This window comes from Sphingomonas sp. BLHR8 (genome assembly GCF_056821725.1).
In genome coordinates, this window is record NZ_JBPDIM010000001.1 from 1,669,018 (window position 1) to 1,687,815 (window position 18,798).

Annotated in this window: 18 protein-coding genes and 1 pseudogene; 8 read left to right on the forward strand and 11 right to left on the reverse strand. The window is 68.8% G+C overall.

What is annotated here, in order from left to right; all coding sequences use genetic code 11:
* Window positions 1-34 precede the first annotated feature (34 nt).
* The 8 genes from hppD (at window position 35) to ACRYJK_RS08380 (ending at window position 8,309) form a co-directional block, all read left to right on the forward strand.
* Window positions 35-1,144, forward strand: coding sequence for a 4-hydroxyphenylpyruvate dioxygenase (gene hppD / locus ACRYJK_RS08345; protein ID WP_482667066.1), 1,110 nt, complete (start codon window positions 35-37; stop codon window positions 1,142-1,144).
* The gene (gene hmgA / locus ACRYJK_RS08350; protein ID WP_482667067.1) at window positions 1,144-2,475 is read left to right on the forward strand and encodes a homogentisate 1,2-dioxygenase; all 1,332 of its coding nucleotides are present in this window, start codon (window positions 1,144-1,146) and stop codon (window positions 2,473-2,475) included. Before hppD ends, hmgA begins: the two co-directional genes overlap by 1 nt.
* A complete protein-coding gene (gene fahA, locus ACRYJK_RS08355; protein ID WP_482667068.1) occupies window positions 2,472-3,761 on the forward strand; it encodes a fumarylacetoacetase in 1,290 nt (429 codons plus the stop codon). Before hmgA ends, fahA begins: the two co-directional genes overlap by 4 nt.
* Window positions 3,758-4,141, forward strand: a complete 384-nt coding sequence (locus ACRYJK_RS08360) for a Rieske (2Fe-2S) protein (protein WP_482667069.1) — start codon at window positions 3,758-3,760, stop codon at window positions 4,139-4,141. The genes fahA and ACRYJK_RS08360 overlap by 4 nt, the downstream gene beginning before the upstream one ends.
* A 77-nt stretch (window positions 4,142-4,218) precedes the next feature.
* Window positions 4,219-4,989: a DUF2334 domain-containing protein gene (locus tag ACRYJK_RS08365; protein ID WP_482667070.1), complete on the forward strand. Its 771-nt coding sequence runs from the start codon at window positions 4,219-4,221 to the stop codon at window positions 4,987-4,989.
* Window positions 4,986-6,158 (forward strand): glycosyltransferase, encoded by a 1,173-nt coding sequence (locus ACRYJK_RS08370; protein ID WP_482667071.1) that lies wholly within the window; start codon window positions 4,986-4,988, stop codon window positions 6,156-6,158. Before ACRYJK_RS08365 ends, ACRYJK_RS08370 begins: the two co-directional genes overlap by 4 nt.
* Window positions 6,155-7,144 carry a hypothetical protein gene (locus tag ACRYJK_RS08375; RefSeq protein ID WP_482667072.1) on the forward strand — a complete coding sequence of 330 codons (990 nt, stop codon included), beginning with the start codon at window positions 6,155-6,157 and terminating at the stop codon, window positions 7,142-7,144. The genes ACRYJK_RS08370 and ACRYJK_RS08375 overlap by 4 nt, the downstream gene beginning before the upstream one ends.
* A 10-nt stretch (window positions 7,145-7,154) precedes the next feature.
* Window positions 7,155-8,309 carry a glycosyltransferase gene (locus ACRYJK_RS08380; RefSeq protein WP_482667073.1) on the forward strand — a complete coding sequence of 385 codons (1,155 nt, stop codon included), beginning with the start codon at window positions 7,155-7,157 and terminating at the stop codon, window positions 8,307-8,309.
* A 95-nt stretch (window positions 8,310-8,404) separates the two neighbouring features.
* Here the strand turns inward: ACRYJK_RS08380 and ccoS are convergent.
* The 11 genes and pseudogenes from ccoS to ACRYJK_RS08435 all read right to left on the reverse strand — a co-directional run.
* Window positions 8,405-8,548 (reverse strand): annotated as a pseudogene (gene ccoS / locus ACRYJK_RS08385) (cbb3-type cytochrome oxidase assembly protein CcoS); the annotation flags it as partial.
* A gap of 13 nt (window positions 8,549-8,561) precedes the next feature.
* A complete protein-coding gene (locus tag ACRYJK_RS08390; protein ID WP_482667427.1) occupies window positions 8,562-10,712 on the reverse strand; it encodes a heavy metal translocating P-type ATPase in 2,151 nt (716 codons plus the stop codon).
* Entirely contained in the window at window positions 10,709-11,161 is a 453-nt protein-coding gene (locus ACRYJK_RS08395) for a FixH family protein (RefSeq protein WP_482667074.1), read from the reverse strand. Before ACRYJK_RS08395 ends, ACRYJK_RS08390 begins: the two co-directional genes overlap by 4 nt.
* Window positions 11,158-12,618 carry a cytochrome c oxidase accessory protein CcoG gene (ccoG, locus tag ACRYJK_RS08400; RefSeq protein ID WP_482667075.1) on the reverse strand — a complete coding sequence of 487 codons (1,461 nt, stop codon included), beginning with the start codon at window positions 12,616-12,618 and terminating at the stop codon, window positions 11,158-11,160. Before ccoG ends, ACRYJK_RS08395 begins: the two co-directional genes overlap by 4 nt.
* Window positions 12,615-13,679 carry a cytochrome-c oxidase, cbb3-type subunit III gene (gene ccoP / locus ACRYJK_RS08405; RefSeq protein ID WP_482667076.1) on the reverse strand — a complete coding sequence of 355 codons (1,065 nt, stop codon included), beginning with the start codon at window positions 13,677-13,679 and terminating at the stop codon, window positions 12,615-12,617. Before ccoP ends, ccoG begins: the two co-directional genes overlap by 4 nt.
* Window positions 13,669-13,848: a cbb3-type cytochrome c oxidase subunit 3 gene (locus ACRYJK_RS08410; RefSeq protein WP_482667077.1), complete on the reverse strand. Its 180-nt coding sequence runs from the start codon at window positions 13,846-13,848 to the stop codon at window positions 13,669-13,671. Before ACRYJK_RS08410 ends, ccoP begins: the two co-directional genes overlap by 11 nt.
* Before the next feature lie 28 nt (window positions 13,849-13,876).
* Window positions 13,877-14,605 (reverse strand): cytochrome-c oxidase, cbb3-type subunit II, encoded by a 729-nt coding sequence (gene ccoO, locus ACRYJK_RS08415; protein WP_482667078.1) that lies wholly within the window; start codon window positions 14,603-14,605, stop codon window positions 13,877-13,879.
* A 13-nt stretch (window positions 14,606-14,618) separates the two neighbouring features.
* Entirely contained in the window at window positions 14,619-16,286 is a 1,668-nt protein-coding gene (gene ccoN, locus ACRYJK_RS08420) for a cytochrome-c oxidase, cbb3-type subunit I (RefSeq protein WP_482667079.1), read from the reverse strand.
* Between the two features lie 72 nt (window positions 16,287-16,358).
* The gene (locus ACRYJK_RS08425) at window positions 16,359-16,640 is read right to left on the reverse strand and encodes a hypothetical protein (RefSeq protein ID WP_482667080.1); all 282 of its coding nucleotides are present in this window, start codon (window positions 16,638-16,640) and stop codon (window positions 16,359-16,361) included.
* A gap of 33 nt (window positions 16,641-16,673) precedes the next feature.
* On the reverse strand, window positions 16,674-17,990 hold the full coding sequence (gene hemN, locus ACRYJK_RS08430; RefSeq protein ID WP_482667081.1) for an oxygen-independent coproporphyrinogen III oxidase: 1,317 nt from the start codon (window positions 17,988-17,990) through the stop codon (window positions 16,674-16,676).
* Window positions 17,991-18,063: 73 nt separating this feature from the next.
* Window positions 18,064-18,771: a Crp/Fnr family transcriptional regulator gene (locus ACRYJK_RS08435; protein WP_482667082.1), complete on the reverse strand. Its 708-nt coding sequence runs from the start codon at window positions 18,769-18,771 to the stop codon at window positions 18,064-18,066.
* Window positions 18,772-18,798 lie beyond the last annotated feature (27 nt).

Consider the following 18,798-nt stretch of genomic DNA (forward strand, 5'->3'; position numbering starts at 1 on the left):
CTCGAAACCATTTACGCCTGTGGAGGCCGCCCGCATGAACGCTCCCGTCCCGCCCCCGACCGTCGGCGCCGACGATCATATCGACGTCAACCCGATGGGGCTCAACGGCTTCGAATTCTGCGAATTCACCTCGCCCGAGCCCGAAGTGCTGGAGCGGCAGTTTCAGGCGCTCGGCTTCACCGCGGTCAAGCGGCACCCGGTCAACGACGTGCTGCTCTATCGTCAGGGGCGCACGCACCTCCTCGTCAATCGCATGGGCGAAGGCAGCCACGCCGCCCAGTTCCGCGCCGAGCACGGCCCCTCGGCGAGCGCGATGGCGTTTCGCGTGAGCGATGCCAAGGCGGCGTTCGACAACGCCGTCGCGCGCGGCGCCAAGCCCGCCGACGCGGGGCTGGGCGCGCTCGGCGCCGACGCCTACGCGCTCGAAGGCATCGGCGGCTCGATGCTCTATCTCGTCGACCGGCACGGCGCGGCGGGCAGCCTGTACGACGACTGGATCGACATTCCGGGCGCGGCCGAGGCGGAGGCGGCCAACAGCGTCGGGCTCGACGTGCTCGACCACCTCACCCACAATGTTCGCCGCGGCCAGATGCGGGTGTGGAGCGAATTTTACGGCCGCATCTTCGGGTTCGAAGAGCAGAAATATTTCGACATCAAGGGCAAGGCCACCGGGCTGTTCAGCCAGGCGATGATCGCCCCCGACCGCGCGATCCGCATCCCGCTCAACGAAAGCCAGGATGACAAGAGCCAGATCGAGGAATTCATTCGCGACTATAAGGGCGAAGGCATCCAGCACCTCGCCATGACCACCGACGACATCTTCGACACGGTGGAGAAGCTGCGCGCTCGCGGTGTGCGGCTGCAGGATACGATCGAGACCTATTACGAACTGGTCGACAAGCGTGTGCCCGGCCACGGCGAAGACCTCGAGCGGTTGAAGCGCAACCGTATCCTGATCGACGGCAACGTCGGTGAGGAAGGCATCCTGCTGCAGATCTTCACCGAAACCATGGTCGGCCCGATCTTTTTCGAGATCATCCAGCGCAAGGGCAACGAAGGTTTCGGCAACGGCAATTTCCAGGCGCTCTACGAATCGATCGAACTCGACCAGATCCGCCGCGGCGTCATCACGGTCGACGAGTGATGGGCGCCCCCGCACAGATCGACGCCGCCGCGACGGCCGCTGCTGCGAAAGCGAGCTACCTCCCCGGCTTCGGCAATCATGCCGTTACCGAAGCAGTGCCGGGGGCGCTGCCGGAGGGCCGCAATTCGCCGCAGCGCCCGGCGTTCGGGCTCTATGCCGAGCAGCTGTCGGGCACGGCGTTCACCATGCCGCGGCATGAGAACAAGCGCTCCTGGCTCTACCGCCTCCGCCCGACCGCGGAGCATCCGCCCTTCACCCCTTATCCCGACGCGTCCAACTTCGTGCGCGGCGAGGACAGTCGCGAACCGCTGTCGCCCAATCGTCTGCGCTGGGATCCGCCAGCCGCGGCGATGGCGGGCACCGACCTTATCGACGGGCTGGAGACGCTGCTGGTCAATGGCGATCCGGCGAGCCTCGTCGGTGTCGCCTTCCACCGCTACGCCGCGTCGAAGTCGATGACCGACCGGGTCATGATGAACGCCGACGGGGAGCTGCTGTTCGCGCCGTTCGACGGGCGACTCTGCCTCGTCACCGAATTCGGCCGCGTCGACATCGCGCCCGGGCATATCGCGGTGGTGCCGCGCGGCGTGCGCTTTCGCGCGGAACTGCCCGACGGCGCCGCGCGCGGTTATGCGCTTGAGAATTACGGCGTGCCGTTCCGCATCCCGGACCTTGGCCCGATCGGCGCCAACGGCCTTGCCAACCCGCGCGATTTCGAAACGCCGGTTGCATGGTTCGAGGACCGCGACGCGCCGTGCGAGGTCATCCAGAAATTCCTCGGTCGGCTGTGGACGACGACGCTGCCGCACTCCCCGCTCGACGTGGTCGCGTGGCACGGCAACCTCGCGCCCTATCGCTACGACCTGCATCGCTTCAACACGATCGGCACGGTCAGTTACGATCACCCGGATCCGTCGATCTTCACCGTGCTGACCAGTCCCTCGGACGTCGTCGGCCGCGCGAATGCGGATTTTGTCATCTTCCCGCCGCGCTGGATGGTGGCGGAGGACACCTTCCGCCCGCCCTGGTTCCACCGCAACATCATGTCGGAGGCGATGGGGCTGATCGAGGGCGCCTATGACGCCAAGGCGGAGGGCTTCCAGCCGGGCGGCGTATCGCTCCACAACATGATGGCCGGCCACGGACCCGACGAGCCGAGCTGGCGCGCCGCGACCGATGCCGCGCTCGCCCCGCACAAACAGGAAGGGACGATGGCCTTCATGCTCGAAAGCTGCTGGCCCTATCGCCCGACCCCGCACGCCTGCCGTTCCGCCCAGCCCGACTATGACGCCGTGTGGGCCAATTTTCCGAAAGCACAGCTGCCCCGATGACGCTCGATCCGACGCACGACACCGCCCTCCGCTGCTGGGTGGAGGGGGCGGACGGCCATGCCGACTTCCCCGTGCAGAACCTGCCGCTGGGCGTTGCGCTGATCGACGGCGAACGGCGCATCGTCACCGCCATCGGCGACCATGCGCTCGTCCTTGGCGTGATCGCGGCGCTGCTGCCGGAAGGGGTGCGCGCGGCGGTGGCGGAGCCGACGCTCAACGCCCTGTTCGCACTTCCCGCGAGCGAGCGCGCGGGACTTCGCGCGGCGCTGTCGCGGCTGCTCACCGACGAAGCGCAGGCGGCCGGCATCCGCGGCGCGTTGCGGCCGCGCGACGGGCTCAAGATGTGCCTTCCCGCGCAGATCGGCGACTACACCGACTTCTACGTTGGCATCCATCACGCCAACAATGTCGGCAAGCAGTTCCGCCCCGACAATCCGCTGCTGCCCAACTATAAATGGGTGCCGATCGGCTACCATGGCCGCGCCAGCAGCGTGCGCGTGTCGGGCGAAGACGTGCGTCGGCCCAACGGACAGCGCAAGGCGCCCGACGCTGATGCGCCGGTGCTCGGCCCGTCGCAGCGGCTCGACTATGAGCTCGAACTGGCGGTGTGGATCGGTGAGGGCAACGCGCTCGGCGAGCCGATCCCGATCGGGGAGGCATCCCAGCATATCGCCGGCATCGGCCTCCTCAACGACTGGTCGGCGCGCGATCTGCAGGCTTGGGAATATCAGCCGCTCGGGCCTTTCCTCGCCAAGAACTTTCACTCCACCGTCTCGCCCTGGGTGGTGACGATGGAGGCGCTCGCCCCCTATCGCATCGCGCAGCCAAAGCGGGCCGAGGGCGATCCGCAGCCGCTGCCCTATCTTCACGACGAGGCGGACCAGGCCGGCGGTGCGTTCGCGCTTACGCTCGAAACGCACCTGCTGACCGCCAAGATGGCGGCGGCGGGCGATGCGCCGGTCACCATCGGCCGCGGCCCGGCCAGCAATGCCTACTGGACGCTCGCACAGCTCGTCACGCATCACAGCGTCGGCGGGTGTAACATGCAGCCGGGCGACCTTCTCGGCAGCGGCACCATCTCCACCCCCGACGACAGCGGCTTAGGCTCGCTGCTCGAGCTGACCCGCGGCGGCCAGCAGCCGATCACGCTTTCCAATGGTGAGCAGCGGCGCTTCCTCGAAGACGGCGATACGGTTATTTTGACCGCCTACGCGGAAGCGCCGGGCCATCCGCGTATCGGCTTTGGCGAGTGCCGCGGCACGATCGTTCCCGCGCCGACGGTGTGAGCCAACCGGGCGACACCCCCCCGCCGCCGGAGCGGCTCACCGCAACGCCTGCGGGGGTGGTGCTCGGCCCGCTCGACCTGATCGCCGACGGGGCGGCGCGCAATTTCGTGCTGCAGATGAAGGCGGGGCGCTTTCACGGGTTCGTCCTGCGGGAGGGCGACAGCGTGCGCGGGTTCGTTGACCGTTGCCCGCACCTCGGGCTGCCGCTGGCGCGCAGTCTCGACGCCTATCTCACCCCGGACGGCAGCCGCATCGCCTGCGGCTGGCACGGCGCGCTGTTCGAACGCGACGGACGCTGCGTCGGTGGCCCGTGCGTCGGCGCCAGCCTCACGCCCTGGCCGGTGCGTGTGGACGAAGCCGGGCGCATCGTGACCGGCTGACACAGCTTGGGCGACCTTGCCAAAGCGCGCGGAAATGCCGATAGCCAATCGACGCGTCGGAGACGGGAGGCAGGAGATTGACGACGCCACCCGCCGCGCGCGCCCTCAAACGGCTGATCGCATCGATCCACGACGTCGGCCCCCGCTTCGAACGCGAGGTCGATCAGCTCGCCGACGCGCTTTCCCGCCGGCTTGGCACGGCGAACTTCGCAATGCTGGTCGTGCCCGATCACTGGGGCGAAGCGCCGCTGGCGGCGAATCCTGCCTTTCAGCGCCGCCTGCGCGACTGGGCGGATGCGGGCGTCGAGATGTTCGTCCACGGCTGGCTTCATCGCGACACGTCGGAACATCGCGGCGTTGCGGCGCTGAAGGCACGCCACATGACCGCCAGCGAAGGGGAATTTCTCGGCCTCTCGCAGCGCGACGCGGCGCAGCGCATGGCCGACGGCCGCGCACTGATCGAAGGGATCATCGGACGCCCCGTCGCGGGATTTATCGCCCCCGCCTGGCTCTACGGTGAAGGCGCTCACGCCGCGCTGCGCGACAGCGGCTTCGCGCTCGCCGAGGATCATTGGCGGGTCTGGCGCCCCGCCGACGGCGCAGTGCTCGCCAAGGGGCCGGTGGTGACCTGGGCGAGCCGCAGCGCTCCAAGGCGCCTGTCCTCGCGGATGGTAGCCGGAGTGGCGCGCGCGGCGTTCCATCCGCTCGACGTGCTGCGCATCGCCGTCCACCCCGGCGACACCACGCGCCCCGAACTGATGGCCAGCATCGACGCGACGCTCGCCCGCTTTGCCGCGCGCCGGACGGTCTCGCGCTATGCCGATTTGCTGCCGAGCCGCCCCGCGTGACCCCGCCCCGAGTCCTCGTCTTTCTGCACAGTTTCGAGCCGGGGGGCGTCGAGCGCGACGCGCTGCGGCTTGCGGCGGACTGGCAGCGCCACGGCGTCGACGTGGTGGTCGTGCTCGGCCGGCGCGAAGGGCGGCTCGCCGACGAAGCTCCGCCGCTCACCTATGACGTTCTCCAGCGCGGCACGCGCTCGACCGCGTGGTTCGAGACATTGTTCATGATCGCCCGTCTGCCGCAGGCGATCCGGCGGTGGCGGCCGGACGTCATCCTCTGCGCGGGCAACACCTATTCGATCGTGGCGCTGGCGATGCGGCTGCGCTTCGGTCGAGCCTGTCCGCCGATCGTCCTCAAAGTCTCGAACGACCTCGAACGCCGCGACCTGCCGTGGATCGCGCGCCGCGCCTATCATCTGTGGCTGCGTGTGCAGACCCCCGTGTTCGCGCATATCGTCGCCATGGCCCGCCCCGCGCTCGCGGAGATCGAGCGCCGCATGGCGCCTAGGCCCGACCTGCTGAGTGTCATCCCCAACGCATCGCTGACGCGCGAGGATGTCGCGCGGTTCGCCGCCGCGCGCGAGGCGGCGGCGGAAACGCGCGCCGCGCGCACCGGCCGACACTTCCTCAGCATCGGGCGGCTCGTCCACCAGAAGCACCAGACGCTGCTGATCGAAGCCTTCGCCCGCATTGCGCGGCCCGACGACCGGCTGACCATCGTCGGCGAAGGGCCCGAGCGGGCGAGGCTCGAGGGGTTTCGAGCAAGGCTCGGGCTGGAAACACAGGTTGCGCTGCCCGGCCACAGCCGCGCGCTCGCCGAACATCTGGCGCTCGCCGACGCCTTTGTCCTGTCGTCGCGCTACGAAGGGCTGGGGGTCGTGGTGGTCGAGGCGTTGGCGGCGGGCGTGCCGGTCGTCGCGACCGACTGCTGCGTCAACATGCCCTCGCTCGTCGATGGCGCCGGGCTGCTCGTGCCCCGCGGCGACGTCGCGGCGCTGGCGGCGGCGATGGAGCGCATCGGCGACTGCCGGGTTGATGTTCTCCATATGCGCGCGCGGGCCCAGACATTCACGGTCGAAGCGACCAGCGCACCATGGCTGGCCCTGTTCGATCGCTTGCGTGCCCGGCAACCCGCTTGCGCCCGTGCGGCCTCGTCCACCATGCGGCCCGCGCTATGACCGAGCCGTCGCCCTCCACCGCGCATGAGGCGCTGCCGCGCATTGCCCGCGCGGGGCCCGGACGTTGGGCGCGGTGGCTGTCGGCGGCGATCAGCATCGCCATTCTGGTCGCGGTGCTGCTGGAACTGCGCAAGCTCGACCTCGGCGACGTGCGCGCACTGATCCCGACCAACCCGTTGTTCTGGTTTATTTTCGCGCTCTACTATCTCGCCGCCCCGATCAGCGAATGGATCATCTACCGTCGCCTGTGGAATTTGCCCGTCCGCGGCATCGCGGCGTTGCTGCGGAAGCTCGTCAGCAACGAACTGCTGCTCGGTTATCTGGGTGAGGTGCAATTCTACGCGTGGGCGCGCGCGCGGACGCGTATGACGGCTGCCCCGTTCGGCGCGATCAAGGACGTCACGATCTTGTCGGCGCTGGTGGGCAACCTGTTCACGCTCGCGCTGCTGGCGGCGGCGTGGCCGTTCATCTCCACGACCGAGGTCGGGATGGAGACGCGTACCGTCATCCTCAGCCTCGCCGTCGTGCTGGTCACCAGCCTCGCCATCCTGCTGTTTCGCCAGCGCCTCTTCACGCTCCCGCGGCGCGAGCTATGGTGGGTGAGTTCCGTTCACCTCGCGCGGATCATAGTGTATCTCGGGCTGAGCGCGGCGATGTGGGCGCTGATCCTGCCGATGGTGCCGGTCGGCTGGTGGCTGGTGCTCGCCACCATCCGCATGCTGCTGTCGCGCCTGCCGCTGCTGCCCAACAAGGACATCGTCTTCGCCGGGCTCGCGGCGGTTCTGCTGGGCCAAAACGCACCGGTGGCGGAGCTGATGACCCTGATGGCGGGGCTCATCCTCGCCGCGCATATCGTCGTCGGCGCACTCGCGGGCATTGCCGAATTCCTGTTGCGCGACAGCGACGACGATCTCGACGCGCCGGAGGGCGCCACCCTCTCGCCGCCCCCGAGCGAAACGCTGGCGGATCGGTCACCCCGCGCCTAACAGGGCGGTCGTGAAGATCGTCGATGTCTGCGCATTCTACACGCCCCACGGCGGCGGGGTGCGCACCTATATCGAGCAGAAGCTGCGCATCGGCCCCGAACTCGGCCACGACATCGTGATCATCGCCCCCGGCGACCGGGCCGAGGTGATCGAACGCGGCCCACGCGCGCGTATCATCACCCTCCCCTCACCCCGCTTTCCGCTCGACCGCAAATATTGGTATTTCGCCGACGAAGCGGCGCTTCACGCGGCGATCGATGCGGAGGCGCCGGACATGGTCGAGGCATCGTCGCCGTGGCGCTCGGCGGCGATGGTCGCACGCTGGCCCGGCGCCGCCCCGCGCGCGCTGATCATGCACGCCGATCCACTGTCGGCCTACGCCTACCGCTGGTTCGAGCCGCTGCTGGCGCGTGAGACGATCGACCGCCGGTTCGAAATCTATTGGCAGCATCTGCGCGAGCTCGGGCAGACGATGGACCGAGTCGTGGTCGCCAACGCCCAGCTCGAAGCGCGACTGGTCGAGGGCGGCGTCGCCAAGGTGGCGCTTCACCCGATGGGGGTGGAGGCCGACACATTCTCCCCCGACGCGCGCGACCCGGCGCTGCGCGCGCATATGCTCGACCTCCTCGAACTGCCCGAAAGCGCGACGCTGCTGGTCGGCGTCGGCCGTCTCTCGCCGGAGAAGCGCTGGCCAATGGTCGTCGACGCGGCGGTCGCTGCGGGGGCGGCGCTGCCGGTGGGGCTGGCGATATTCGGCGCCGGCCGACACCGCTCGCGCATCGAGCGCGCGATCGGCGGCAACCCGCACGTCCGCTTGATGGCGCCCGAAAAAGACCGCGCGCGCTTCGCCGCCATCCTCGCCAGCGCCGACGCGCTCGTCCACGGCTGCGAGGCGGAGACTTTCTGCATGGCCGCAGCGGAGGCACGCGCCAGCGGCACGCCGGTCATCGTCCCCGACGAAGGCGGCGCCGCCGACCACGCCGCGGGGGGCGCCGGCATCACCTACAAGGCGGCGTCGGCGATCGCTCTCGCGGACGCGATCGAGCGGTTCATAGCGCAGCCGCTGCGGCCACCACGCACGCCGGTGACCACCATGCGCGACCATTTCGCGCGGCTGTTCGACGATTATCGCGCGCTGGTCGACGCACGGCGCATTCCTGCCTAGACCTCCGGCCCGTCCTCGCGGCGGCAGGCGTGGCAGGCTTTGGACTTGGGTGCGGGCTGGCCCTCGTCGGGCAGCGGAATCGGCAGCGGCGCGACCTCTTCCTCATCGTCGATGAGAATGCGCATCGCCGCGCCGTCGAGATCTTCGAATTGGTGGCTGCGCATCGACCAGAAGAACGCGCCGAGGCCCAACAGCCCGAGCCCGATCGCAACCGGAATGAGGAGCGCCAGGCTGGTCATGCGTCGCGACCGGTCATTCGCGCTGTCCCAGCCGCGCGAGACGCAGGGCGTTGCCGACGACGATGATCGACGACCCCGACATGGCCAGCGCGGCGATCAGCGGCGTGACGAGCCCCATCAGCGCCAACGGAATCGCGAGGATGTTGTAGCCGATGGCGAGGATGAAATTCTGGCGCACCACGCGCATCGTCGCGCGGGCGATGCGCACCGCGTCGACGACCGGCATCAGCGCATCGGAGGTGAACACCGCGTCCGCAGCGGCCCGGCTGACATCGCTCGCCGATCCCGGGGCGAGGCTGGCGTGCGCCGCGGCCAGCGCCGGACCGTCGTTGATCCCGTCGCCGACCATCAACACCCTGCGCCCCGCCGCCTCGCGCTCGCTGATGATGGCGAGCTTGTCGGCGGGGGTGGCCGCGGCACCCGCGACCGGGATGCCGACCGCCGCCGCCGCCTGCGCGACCGGAGCCGGCTGGTCGCCCGACAGAAGTTCGCTGGCGATGCCGAGCCGCCTGAGCGCGCCCAGCGCTTCCGCCGCATCACGGCGAAGCGGATCGGCAAAGGCGATCCGCGTCCGCTCGTCGCCGAGCACGAGGTCGCTGGCGAGCGTTGCGCTTCCTTCCGCGCGAACGAGAGCGACGCGCTGCTCGCGCCAGGTCCCGGCGAGGCCTTCACCGGCAATCTCGGCGATGTCGTCGACCACCGCCGCCGCGACACCTCCCGCCGCAAGCGCCTGCGCCAACCCGCGGCTCAGCGGATGGCGGCTGCTGCGGGCCAGCGCCAGCGCGACGGCGCGCTCGTCATCGCCGAGCGCTGCCAGGTCGAGCGGCTGCGGCGCACCCAGTGTCAGCGTGCCGGTCTTGTCGAACAGCGCGTGATCCACCTCCGCCAGCCGTTCGAGCGCGCTGCCGTCCTTGACCAGCACCCCGCGCTTCATCAGCGCGCCCGACGCCACCACCTGCGCGGCAGGCACGGCGAGGCCGAGCGCGCAGGGGCAGGTGATGATCAGCACCGCCGCGGCGATGGTGATCGCGGTGTGCACCCCCGCCCCCGCCACCAGCCAGCCGACGAACGCCAGCACCGCCAGCGTGTGCACGGCGGGCGCGTACAGTCGCGCGGCGCGGTCGGCGATGCGGACGTAGCGCGAACGGTTCTGCTGCGCGTCCTCCATCGCCCGGGCGATGGCGGCGATGGTCAGCTCCTCGCCGACCGCGGTGACTTCGACGGTGAGCGGACGGTCGAGGTTGATCGACCCTGCCAGTACGCGCTCTCCCGCGCCGGTCGCTTCGGGCGCGCTTTCGCCGGTCAGCAGCGACAGGTCGACGAGGGACGCGCCCTCGCGCACGATGCCGTCGGCGGCGAAGGCTTCGCCCGCGGCGACGCGCATCATGTCGCCGACTTCGATCTGGTGGGCGGGCACCCAGCGCGTTGCGCCGCCCGCTTCGACCAGAGTCGCCCCGGGTCCTGCCCGCGACAGCAGCGCCTCCACTCCGGCGCGCGCGCGTGCCCGCATCATCGCGTCGAGCACCCGCCCGGCGAGGAGGAAGAACAGCAGCATCGTCGCGCCGTCGAAATAGGCGTGCCGCCCCGACTGCGACGTCTCGTACAGGCTGAGCGCGGTGACCAGGGCGACGCCGATCGCGATCGGCACGTCCATGTTGGTCCGCCCCTGCCGCAGCGCGCGCCACGCGGACACGAAGAAGGGCCGCCCCGAATAGGCGACCACCGGCAGCGCGATCAGCGCCGACAGCCAGTGGAACAGGTCGCGCGTCGCCCCAGCGGCCCCCGACCACACCGCCACCGACAGCAGCATGACGTTCATCGACCCAAAGCCCGCCACCGCCAGCGCCTTGACCAGCCGGTCGAATTCCGCCTTCTCCGCCGCCGCGGCGCTGCCGGGGATCGGGTCCGCGTCCGCGCGCTGCGCTTCGAACCCCGCCTTGGCGAGCGCGGCAATCAGCACCTCGCCCTCGACTTCGGGGAGGTGACGGACGGTGACGCGGCGCGCGGTGACATTCACCCGCGCGTGGGCGACGCCAGGCACCGCCTGCGTCGCACGCTCGATCCCTGCAACGCAGCCGGCGCAGCGGATGCCCGGCACGATCAACCGCGTCTCGTCGAGCGCGAGCGGCCCGGTCGCCGCGAGCGAGGCGGCGGGCGCGTTCAGAGGACGTCCACCAGGTAGCGGAATCGTTCACCGTCGATGCGCTGTTCGACCCGCACGCGCAGCCGCCCGCCGGGCAGCGTCTCGCGCGACTGCCACGGGCCATCGCCGGTCATCGTCAGCGTCGGCTGGCTGGGCTGGCGACCGAGCGGATGTTCGACCGTCGCGCGCACCTGGCCGCCTTCATCGGTGCCGTTCGCGTTGCGAATGCGCAGCAGCAGCCGGCCATCCGCCTGCCGCGTGGCGCTCGCGCTCCACCCGCGCACCTCCGCCGCGCGCGCGTCGGCGAGCCAGCCGTTGAAGCGCTGGCTCGCGACATAGCTGTTGTCGACCACGGTCCCGCCGAAATCGCGCGTTGCCATGCGCGCCATGTAGAGGTTGACCGCGATCACCACGCCGAAAAAGGCGACCAGGATCAGCGTGATGTGCCGCCCGGTGAACTCGCGTCTCATGTCGCGGGCCGTTCGAAGCGCAGCTCCTCCCGCGCCGTCACCTGCGGCCGATCCGCGGATTCAGCTTCGCTGACGTTGAGCGCGAACGCCTCGCCATTCTGTCCGCGCGGCGCCGCGACCAGCAGCGACAGCTGCGTGACCGCATCGGGCGCGGCCTCCACGGTGATGGCGCGGGTGCCATGCGAACGATCGCTTTCGCCCGCCAGCCACATCGTCCCGCCGGGCAGCCCGTGGAGCGTCACGGTCAGCATGCGCGGACGGCTTTCCATATTGCTGAGCTTCACCGTGAAGCTGTTGCGCACCGTGCCGTCGGCGAGCTGCACATAGGGCGGGTTGCGCTGCTGGATGGCACCGATCGACAGCCGCTCGCGCGTGCCGAGCGCGAACAGCATCCCAATCCCGATCGCGCTCCACACACCGAGATACACCAGCGTGCGCGGGCGGAACAACGTCTTCAGCACCGGCCGCGGCTCTTCCCCCGCCTGCTCGGCGGCGGCATCATCGAGCGTCGTGTAGGCGATGAGGTTCGGCGGGCGCCCGACCTGCGCCATCACATTGTTGCAGGCGTCGATGCACAGCGCGCAAGTGATGCAGCCGATCTGCGGCCCTTCGCGGATGTCGATGCCGGTCGGACACACCGCGACGCACTGGTTGCAATCGACGCAGTCGCCCAGCGGCGTCGGCGAACGCTTCGCTTCCTTGAGGCTTCCGCGCGGTTCGCCGCGCCAGTGCTTGTAAGTGACGAGCAAGGATTTTTCGTCGAGCATCGCCGACTGGATGCGCGGCCACGGGCACATGTAGATGCACACCTGTTCGCGCATGAACCCGCCGAGGATGAAGGTCGTCGCCGTCAGCACGCCCACCGTCGCATAGGCCACGAACGGCGCCTGTCCCGTGACGAATTCGCGCGCCAGCGTCGGTGCGTCGGCGAAGTAGAAGATCCAGGCGCCGCCGGTGGCAATGGCGATGATCAGCCAGATCGCCCACTTCGAGAGTCGCTTGGCGACCTTTTGCGGACCCCATGGCGCCGCCTGCAGGCGAAGCTGCGCGTTGCGGTCGCCGTCGATCCAGCGTTCGACATGCTGGTAAAGGTCGGTCCACACCGTCTGGGGACAGGCATAGCCGCACCACGCGCGCCCGACCGCGCTGGTCACCAGAAACAGCCCGATGCCCGCCATGATCAGCAGGCCGGCGACGAAATAGAATTCCTGCGGCCAGATCTCGATCGAGAACATGTAGAACCGCCGGTTCGCCATATCGATCAGCACCGCCTGATCGGGGGCGTACGGCCCGCGATCCCAGCGCAGCCACGGCGTGATGTAATAGATCGCCAGCGTGACGACCATCACCGCCCACTTCAGCCGACGGAACGGACCGTCGACGGCTTTGGGGAAAACGGCGCGGCGTTTCTCGTAACCGTGAAAGGCGCGAGCGGTGAGGTCGTCGATGTTGCTCATTTCCCGATGATCTGCGCCGCCGATCGGGGCGGGGGCGTGGGTTTCGGCTCCGCGCTCCGCGGACCCGAGTTGGGCTGCGGGCTGGCGTCAGGCGCCGGCGCCTGATTTGCCGCGGTGGGCGCGCCGGAGGCCGACGGCGCAGCCGCCGCCGCTCCCGCCGCAGCACTCGCCGCGGCGACCGCCGACGTGGCTTCACCACCGCCGCGGCTGTGGACGTAGGTTGCCAGCATACGGATCGTTACCGGATCGAGCCGGTCACCGAAGCGCGGCATCACGCCTTGGCGACTGTTGTGCACCGAATTGCGCACGTCGTCGCGGTCGCTGCCGTAAAGCCAGATCGCATCGCGCAGGCTCGGCGCGCCTTGGCTGCGCATGCCTTCGCCGTTGGCGCCATGGCAGACGGTGCAGTTGGCGGCGAACAGCGTCGCTCCGCGCTGCGACGCGGCGCTCGCCTTTTCGAGGCCCGACAGGCTGCGGACATAGCTCACAACATCCTCCACCTCGTTGGGCTGAAGAATGCCGTCGCGACCGAAGGCGGGCATCTGGCTCATCCGCGTCTGCGGGTGGCCGGGGTTCCGGATGCCGTGGGTCAGCGTATATTCGATCGCCTTGAGATCGCCGCCCCACAGCCAGTCGTCGTCGTTGAGGTTGGGATAGCCCTTCGACCCTGCCGCGCCCGACCCGTGGCATTGCACGCAGTAGACGCGGAACGCCGACGCGCCGCCCGCCACCGCCGCGCGCATCAGCTGGCGGTTGCCGGGAAGCTGCTCGATCGGGGTCTGCGCGATGGCGGCGTAGATCGGTGCACGCTCGCGCTCGACCTCGGCCACGTCCTTTTCATAGGTGCCCCGGCTGGTCCAACCGAGCGTGCCGGCCGTCGCCCGCTCCACCAGCGGCCAGGCCGGAAACAGGATGACATAGATCAGCGACCAGACGATCGTCGCGTAAAAGGTCCACAGCCACCAGCGCGGCATGGGCGTGTCGAGTTCCTCGATCCCGTCCCATTCGTGGCCGACGGTTTCCGTGCCCGTCGCGTCGTCGATGCGTTTGTTATCGGTCATGGTCGGCATCCAGAATGCTGGTAGCGGCACGGTGATGGTGATCGCGCGCGGCGGGGCGAAGGGCAAAACCGACGCAGACGAGGAACACGATCCCCAGCCCGAGCAGCCCCCAGCTGTCGGCGAGGTGCCGCAGCGCGTTATAGAGCGAATGTTCGTCGCCGCTGATCATCGCGATCCCTCTCGCAGCGCGGCGCGGGTCATTGCGCCTGCTCCTGCGCGGCGGCGGCGTTCACGTCGACCAGCGTGCCGAGCATCTGCAGATAGGCGACGAGCGCGTCCATCTCGGTCACCCGCGTCGGATCGCCGTCGAAGTCGCGCGCCTGCACGCGGTTGTAGCGCTTGGCGAGGTCCGGCGCCCCTTCCGCACTCGCCTGCGCGGTGAGGTCGGCCTGGGCGTTGTCGATCTGGCTCTGCGTGTAAGGGACGCCAAGCCGGGTCTGCGCCATCAGCTGCGCGCGCATGTCGACCGGCCCCAGCTCGCGCTCCGCGAGGAAGGCGTAGTTGGGCATGATCGACTGCGGCACGACGCTGCGCGGTGCCTTTAGGTGCTGGACGTGCCATTCGTCCGAATAGCGCATACCCACGCGCGCGAGATCCGGGCCGGTCCGCTTCGAGCCCCACTGGAACGGTTTGTCGTACATGCTCTCCGCGGCGAGGCTGTAATGACCGTAGCGTTCGACCTCGTCCCGGAACGGGCGGATCATCTGGCTGTGGCAGACATAGCAGCCTTCGCGCACGTAGATGTTGCGCCCCGCCTGTTCGAGCGGAGTGTAGGGGCGCACCCCGTCCACCTTCTCGATCGTGCTGTCGATCCAGAACAGCGGCGCGATTTCGACGATGCCGCCGATGGTCACCACGAACAGCGCCAGCGCCCCGAGGAGGGTCACGTTGCGCTCGATCGCCTTATGTTTTTGCGTCAGGCTCACGAAAGCATCCCCCTCATTCGGCCGGCTGGAGCTGCGCGGGGACGACCGGGCGGTCGCGCGCAGGATCGGGCTTGGTTTCGGTCATCGGCTTTTCATCGCGCACATGGCCGAGGATGGTCCGCCACACGTTGACGACCATGATGACCGCACCCGCAAGGTACAGGAGCCCGCCGAACGCCCGCAGCACGTACATCGGCTTGATCGTCGACACGATGTCGCTGAACGCCCAGACGAGGTAGCCGTCGGCGCCATATTCGCGCGCCATGAAGCCCTGCTGCAGCCCCGCGACCCACATCGATGCGGCGTAGAAGACGATGCCCAGCGTCGCGAGCCAGAAGTGCCAGTTGATCATGCGATAGCTGAACAGCCGGTCGCGGTTCCACAGGCGCGGCACGAGGTAGTAGATCATCGCAAAGGTGATCATCCCGTTCCAGCCGAGCGCGCCCGAGTGCACGTGGCCGATGGTCCATTCGGTGTAGTGCGACAGGCTGTTGACCGCCTTGATCGACAGCATCGGCCCTTCGAACGTGCTCATCCCGTAAAAGGCGAGCGCCAGCACCATCATGCGGATGATCGGGTCGGTGCGCAGCTTGTCCCACGCCCCGTTGAGCGTCATCAGCCCGTTGATCATGCCGCCCCAGCTCGGCATCCACAGCATGATCGAGAACACCATGCCCAGCGTCTGCGCCCAGTCGGGAAGCGCCGTGTAGTGGAGGTGGTGCGGACCCGCCCAGATGTAGAGGAAGATCAGCGACCAGAAGTGGATGATCGACAGGCGATAGCTGTAGATCGGGCGCTCCGCCTGCTTGGGCACGAAATAATACATCATGGCAAGGAAGCCGGCGGTCAGGAAGAAACCGACCGCGTTGTGGCCGTACCACCATTGCACCAGCGCATCCTGCACGCCCGAGAACACGCCGTAGCTCTTGGCACCGACCAGGCTCGCCGGCAGCGCCAGGTTGTTGACGATGTGCAGCATCGCGATGGTCACGATGAAGCTCAGGTAGAACCAGTTGGCGACATAGATGTGCGGTTCCGACCGCTTGAGGATCGTGCCGACAAAGGTGACGAGATAGGCAACCCAGACAATCGTCAGCCACAGGTCGACATACCATTCGGGCTCGGCATATTCCTTCGACTGGGTGATGCCGAGGAGGTAGCCGGTCGCCGCCAGCACGATGAACAGCTGGTAACCCCAGAACACGAACTTCGCGAGGCCGGGAAAGGCGAGCCGCGCGCGGCAGGTGCGCTGAACGACGTAAAAGCTCGACGCGATCAGCGCGTTGCCGCCGAACGCAAAAATCACGCCCGAGGTGTGCAGCGGGCGCAACCGGCCAAAGGTCAGATATTCGCTGCCGAAGCTCCATTCGGGAAAGACCAGCTGCAGCGCGATGAACAGCCCCACGGTCAGCCCGACGATGCCCCAGAACACCGTCGCCAGCACGCCCCAGCGGATGACATCGTCGTCATAGCGTGACGGGTCCCCCGGCACGCGCAGCACCCCGCGCGCGACGGCGGCGTAATCGACCCGCGTCACGCTCGCCCACAACGCGACAAGCGCGGCGAAGGCCACGATGGTCATGTGCGCGGCGAACCCGGAGTCGGCGGCAGTCGCGATCGCGATCAGCGCGGTCAGCGCAACCGCCGCCCACAGCCCCGCCCTCGATACGATGGAAATCATGGTTACAGCTTCCTCAGTCGTCGGCTCTGCCGTGCGCGGGCCGCCGCCGCGCAACATTGATCGGCGTCAAATTCAGGGGATGTTCGTCACGGGTTGGGTCGCGACGTCGCCTTCTTTCGCCGCATTGCTGACCAGCATGATCGACGAGGTCCAGATCGCCGCGGCCGCGATCCAGCCCAGATTGAAGATGATGATCGCCGCCCACACGCGCCCTTTGGACTGGGTGCCACGGCGCGGCGCGGCAATCTCGGGCTGCTTGCGGAAGGCGGCAGCGACCGACGCGCCATGCACGATCAACCAAACCCCCGCGGCGAGCGAGACGACCGCACAGGCGACCAGCACCAACGCCAGCATCTGCGATGAAAGGCCCATGTTATCCCCCAGACTTCAGATGGCGCTGCTGAACCGGTTGGGCGGGGCAGCACGGTAAGGATCGAACAGCGCCGCGATCGATCGCACATAGGGCGCGCTCGCCGCAGTCTGCTTCAACAGGCCCCCCTCCTGCCGAATGACACCCGCCTTTTCGAACGGCGCGAGCATTTTTTCAAGCGCCGTGTCGGGCAGAAACAGCGACGCATCGGCATCGCGTCCGCACAGCAAATCCTCGATCAGCAGCGCGCGTTCGCGATCTTCGCGGGTGCGGGTGACGCCCACCGCGCCGGTGAGCTGTTCCTGCGACAGCCGCATGCGGTATCGGCCGGCGTTCTTTTCGTTCTGGACCAGCAGCTCCGGAAAGCTTGAGATCGCACTCGCGCCGAGGCCGATGACCTGCTCGGCGGTGTCGTCGGTAAAGCCCTGGAAGTTGCGCCGCAGCGTGCCGTCGCGCGCGGCAACGGCTAGGTCGTCGTGCGGCAGCGCGAAATGATCGAAGCCGACCGCCTGCCAGCCCGCATCGACCAGTCGCGACGCGCCGCGCGCCGCCATGGCGAACCGTTGCGCGGTGCCCGGGAGCGCGGTCGCATCGATGCGCCGCTGACGCGGGATGAGGTGCGGGACGTGCGCGTAGCCGAACAGCGCGATCCGCTCCGGCGCGAGCGCGATGGCGGTGGCAAGCGTCGCGTCGAGCACCGCATCATCCTGGTGCGGCAAGCCGTACATCAGGTCGAAATTGAGCGATGGCACCCCCGCCGTACGCAGCATGTCGACCGCCGCCACGATCTCCGCTTCGGGCTGCACCCGACCGATCGCCGCCTGCACCTGCGGATCGAATGTCTGGACGCCGAGGCTGGCGTGCGTGATGCCCGCCCGCGACAACACTTCGCCCCAGCCGGGATCGAGCCCGCGCGGGTCGAGCTCCACCGACAGCACGTCGGGCGCCGCCGCAAAGCTCGTCAGCAGCCGGTCGAGCAGCCGCAGGAAGCCGATCGGATGCAGCGCGTTGGGGCTGCCCCCGCCAAAGGCGATGCGCCGCACGCGCGCATCGGCGGGCAGCGCGCGGGCAACCAGCGCGATCTCGACCTCCAGGGCCTCAAGGTAGGCGGCGAGTCGCTGCTCGCGGCCGGCGGCCCCGGTGTTGCAGCCGCAATACCAGCAGATCTCGCGGCAATAGGGGATGTGCACATAGAGCGAGACGTCGCCCCGTGCCTGCTCGATCGCGCTCTGTTGCTGGCTCGCGCCGACGCCTGGCGTGAACTCGGCGGCAGTCGGAAAGCTCGTGTAGCGCGGCACGGGGCGCTCGAGCAGTTGGGGGTGGTAGGGCCACATGGGCGTTGGACCTGCCACCGCGCCCCGGGGCGCACCTTGATCGGCGTCAAACTTTGACCCTGCGACAATCGCCTCAGGCCGCGAGCGCCTCCAGCGCGGCGCGATCGCGGATGACGATGTCGCGGCGCGCGGGCAGGTCGATCACCCCGTCGCTGCGCAGCCGGGTGAGTTGCCGGCTGACCGTCTCGATGGTGAGGCCGAGGATATCCGCGATCTGTTGGCGTCCGAACGGCAAGGTAAAGGCGTCGCCCGCCGGCTCCATCTTGCTCGCGCCCGCCGGGGTTCGCTCGCAGGCGAGCCGGTCCGCCATATCGAGCAGGAAACTCGCCACCCGCCCCTCCGCCGATTTGCGCCCGAGCAGCAGCATCCACTCGCGCGCCCGGTCGAGTTCGGTCAGCGTCGTCTGCAGGAGCCGATGCTCGAGCGCCGGGTGCTCCCGCGCGAACCGGTCGAAATCGCTTCGCGCGAAGGTGCAGACGCGCGCGTCGGTCAGGGCGGTCACCGTTTGCGCCGTGCGTGTGCCGAACGGGCGACCGATGAAGTCCGCGGGATAGACGACGCCGACGATCTGCTCGCGCCCGTCCTGCGTGCCGGTCGACAGCTTCAGCACGCCTTCGATGACGTTGGCGACGCGCAGCGATTCATCGCCTTCCCACAGCAGCGCTTCGCCCGCGCGGACGGTCTGCTGGTGACCCATGCCGCTCAGCAGCGCGCGCTCCTCATCGCTGAGGGCGGCGCAGATCGCGCGGTTGCGGACCGAACATTGCGAACAGGCGGACATCACCCGCCCCTAGCGGAGCGCGGTCGG

Excerpts from the sequence above, each read along its gene's own strand:
- hemN (WP_482667081.1), bottom strand. The coding sequence starts at position 17,990 with ATGTGGCCCTACCACCCCCAACTGCTCGAGCGCCCCGTGCCGCGCTAC.
- ACRYJK_RS08395 (WP_482667074.1), bottom strand. The coding sequence starts at position 11,161 with ATGAGACGCGAGTTCACCGGGCGGCACATCACGCTGATCCTGGTCGCC.
- ACRYJK_RS08410 (WP_482667077.1), bottom strand. The coding sequence starts at position 13,848 with ATGATCAGCGGCGACGAACATTCGCTCTATAACGCGCTGCGGCACCTC.
- ccoP (WP_482667076.1), bottom strand. The coding sequence starts at position 13,679 with ATGACCGATAACAAACGCATCGACGACGCGACGGGCACGGAAACCGTC.
- ccoG (WP_482667075.1), bottom strand. The coding sequence starts at position 12,618 with ATGAGCAACATCGACGACCTCACCGCTCGCGCCTTTCACGGTTACGAG.
- ACRYJK_RS08435 (WP_482667082.1), bottom strand. The coding sequence starts at position 18,771 with ATGTCCGCCTGTTCGCAATGTTCGGTCCGCAACCGCGCGATCTGCGCC.
- fahA (WP_482667068.1), top strand. The coding sequence starts at position 2,472 with ATGACGCTCGATCCGACGCACGACACCGCCCTCCGCTGCTGGGTGGAG.
- ACRYJK_RS08375 (WP_482667072.1), top strand. The coding sequence starts at position 6,155 with ATGACCGAGCCGTCGCCCTCCACCGCGCATGAGGCGCTGCCGCGCATT.
- hmgA (WP_482667067.1), top strand. The coding sequence starts at position 1,144 with ATGGGCGCCCCCGCACAGATCGACGCCGCCGCGACGGCCGCTGCTGCG.
- hppD (WP_482667066.1), top strand. The coding sequence starts at position 35 with ATGAACGCTCCCGTCCCGCCCCCGACCGTCGGCGCCGACGATCATATC.
- ACRYJK_RS08425 (WP_482667080.1), bottom strand. The coding sequence starts at position 16,640 with ATGCTGGCGTTGGTGCTGGTCGCCTGTGCGGTCGTCTCGCTCGCCGCG.
- ccoN (WP_482667079.1), bottom strand. The coding sequence starts at position 16,286 with ATGATTTCCATCGTATCGAGGGCGGGGCTGTGGGCGGCGGTTGCGCTG.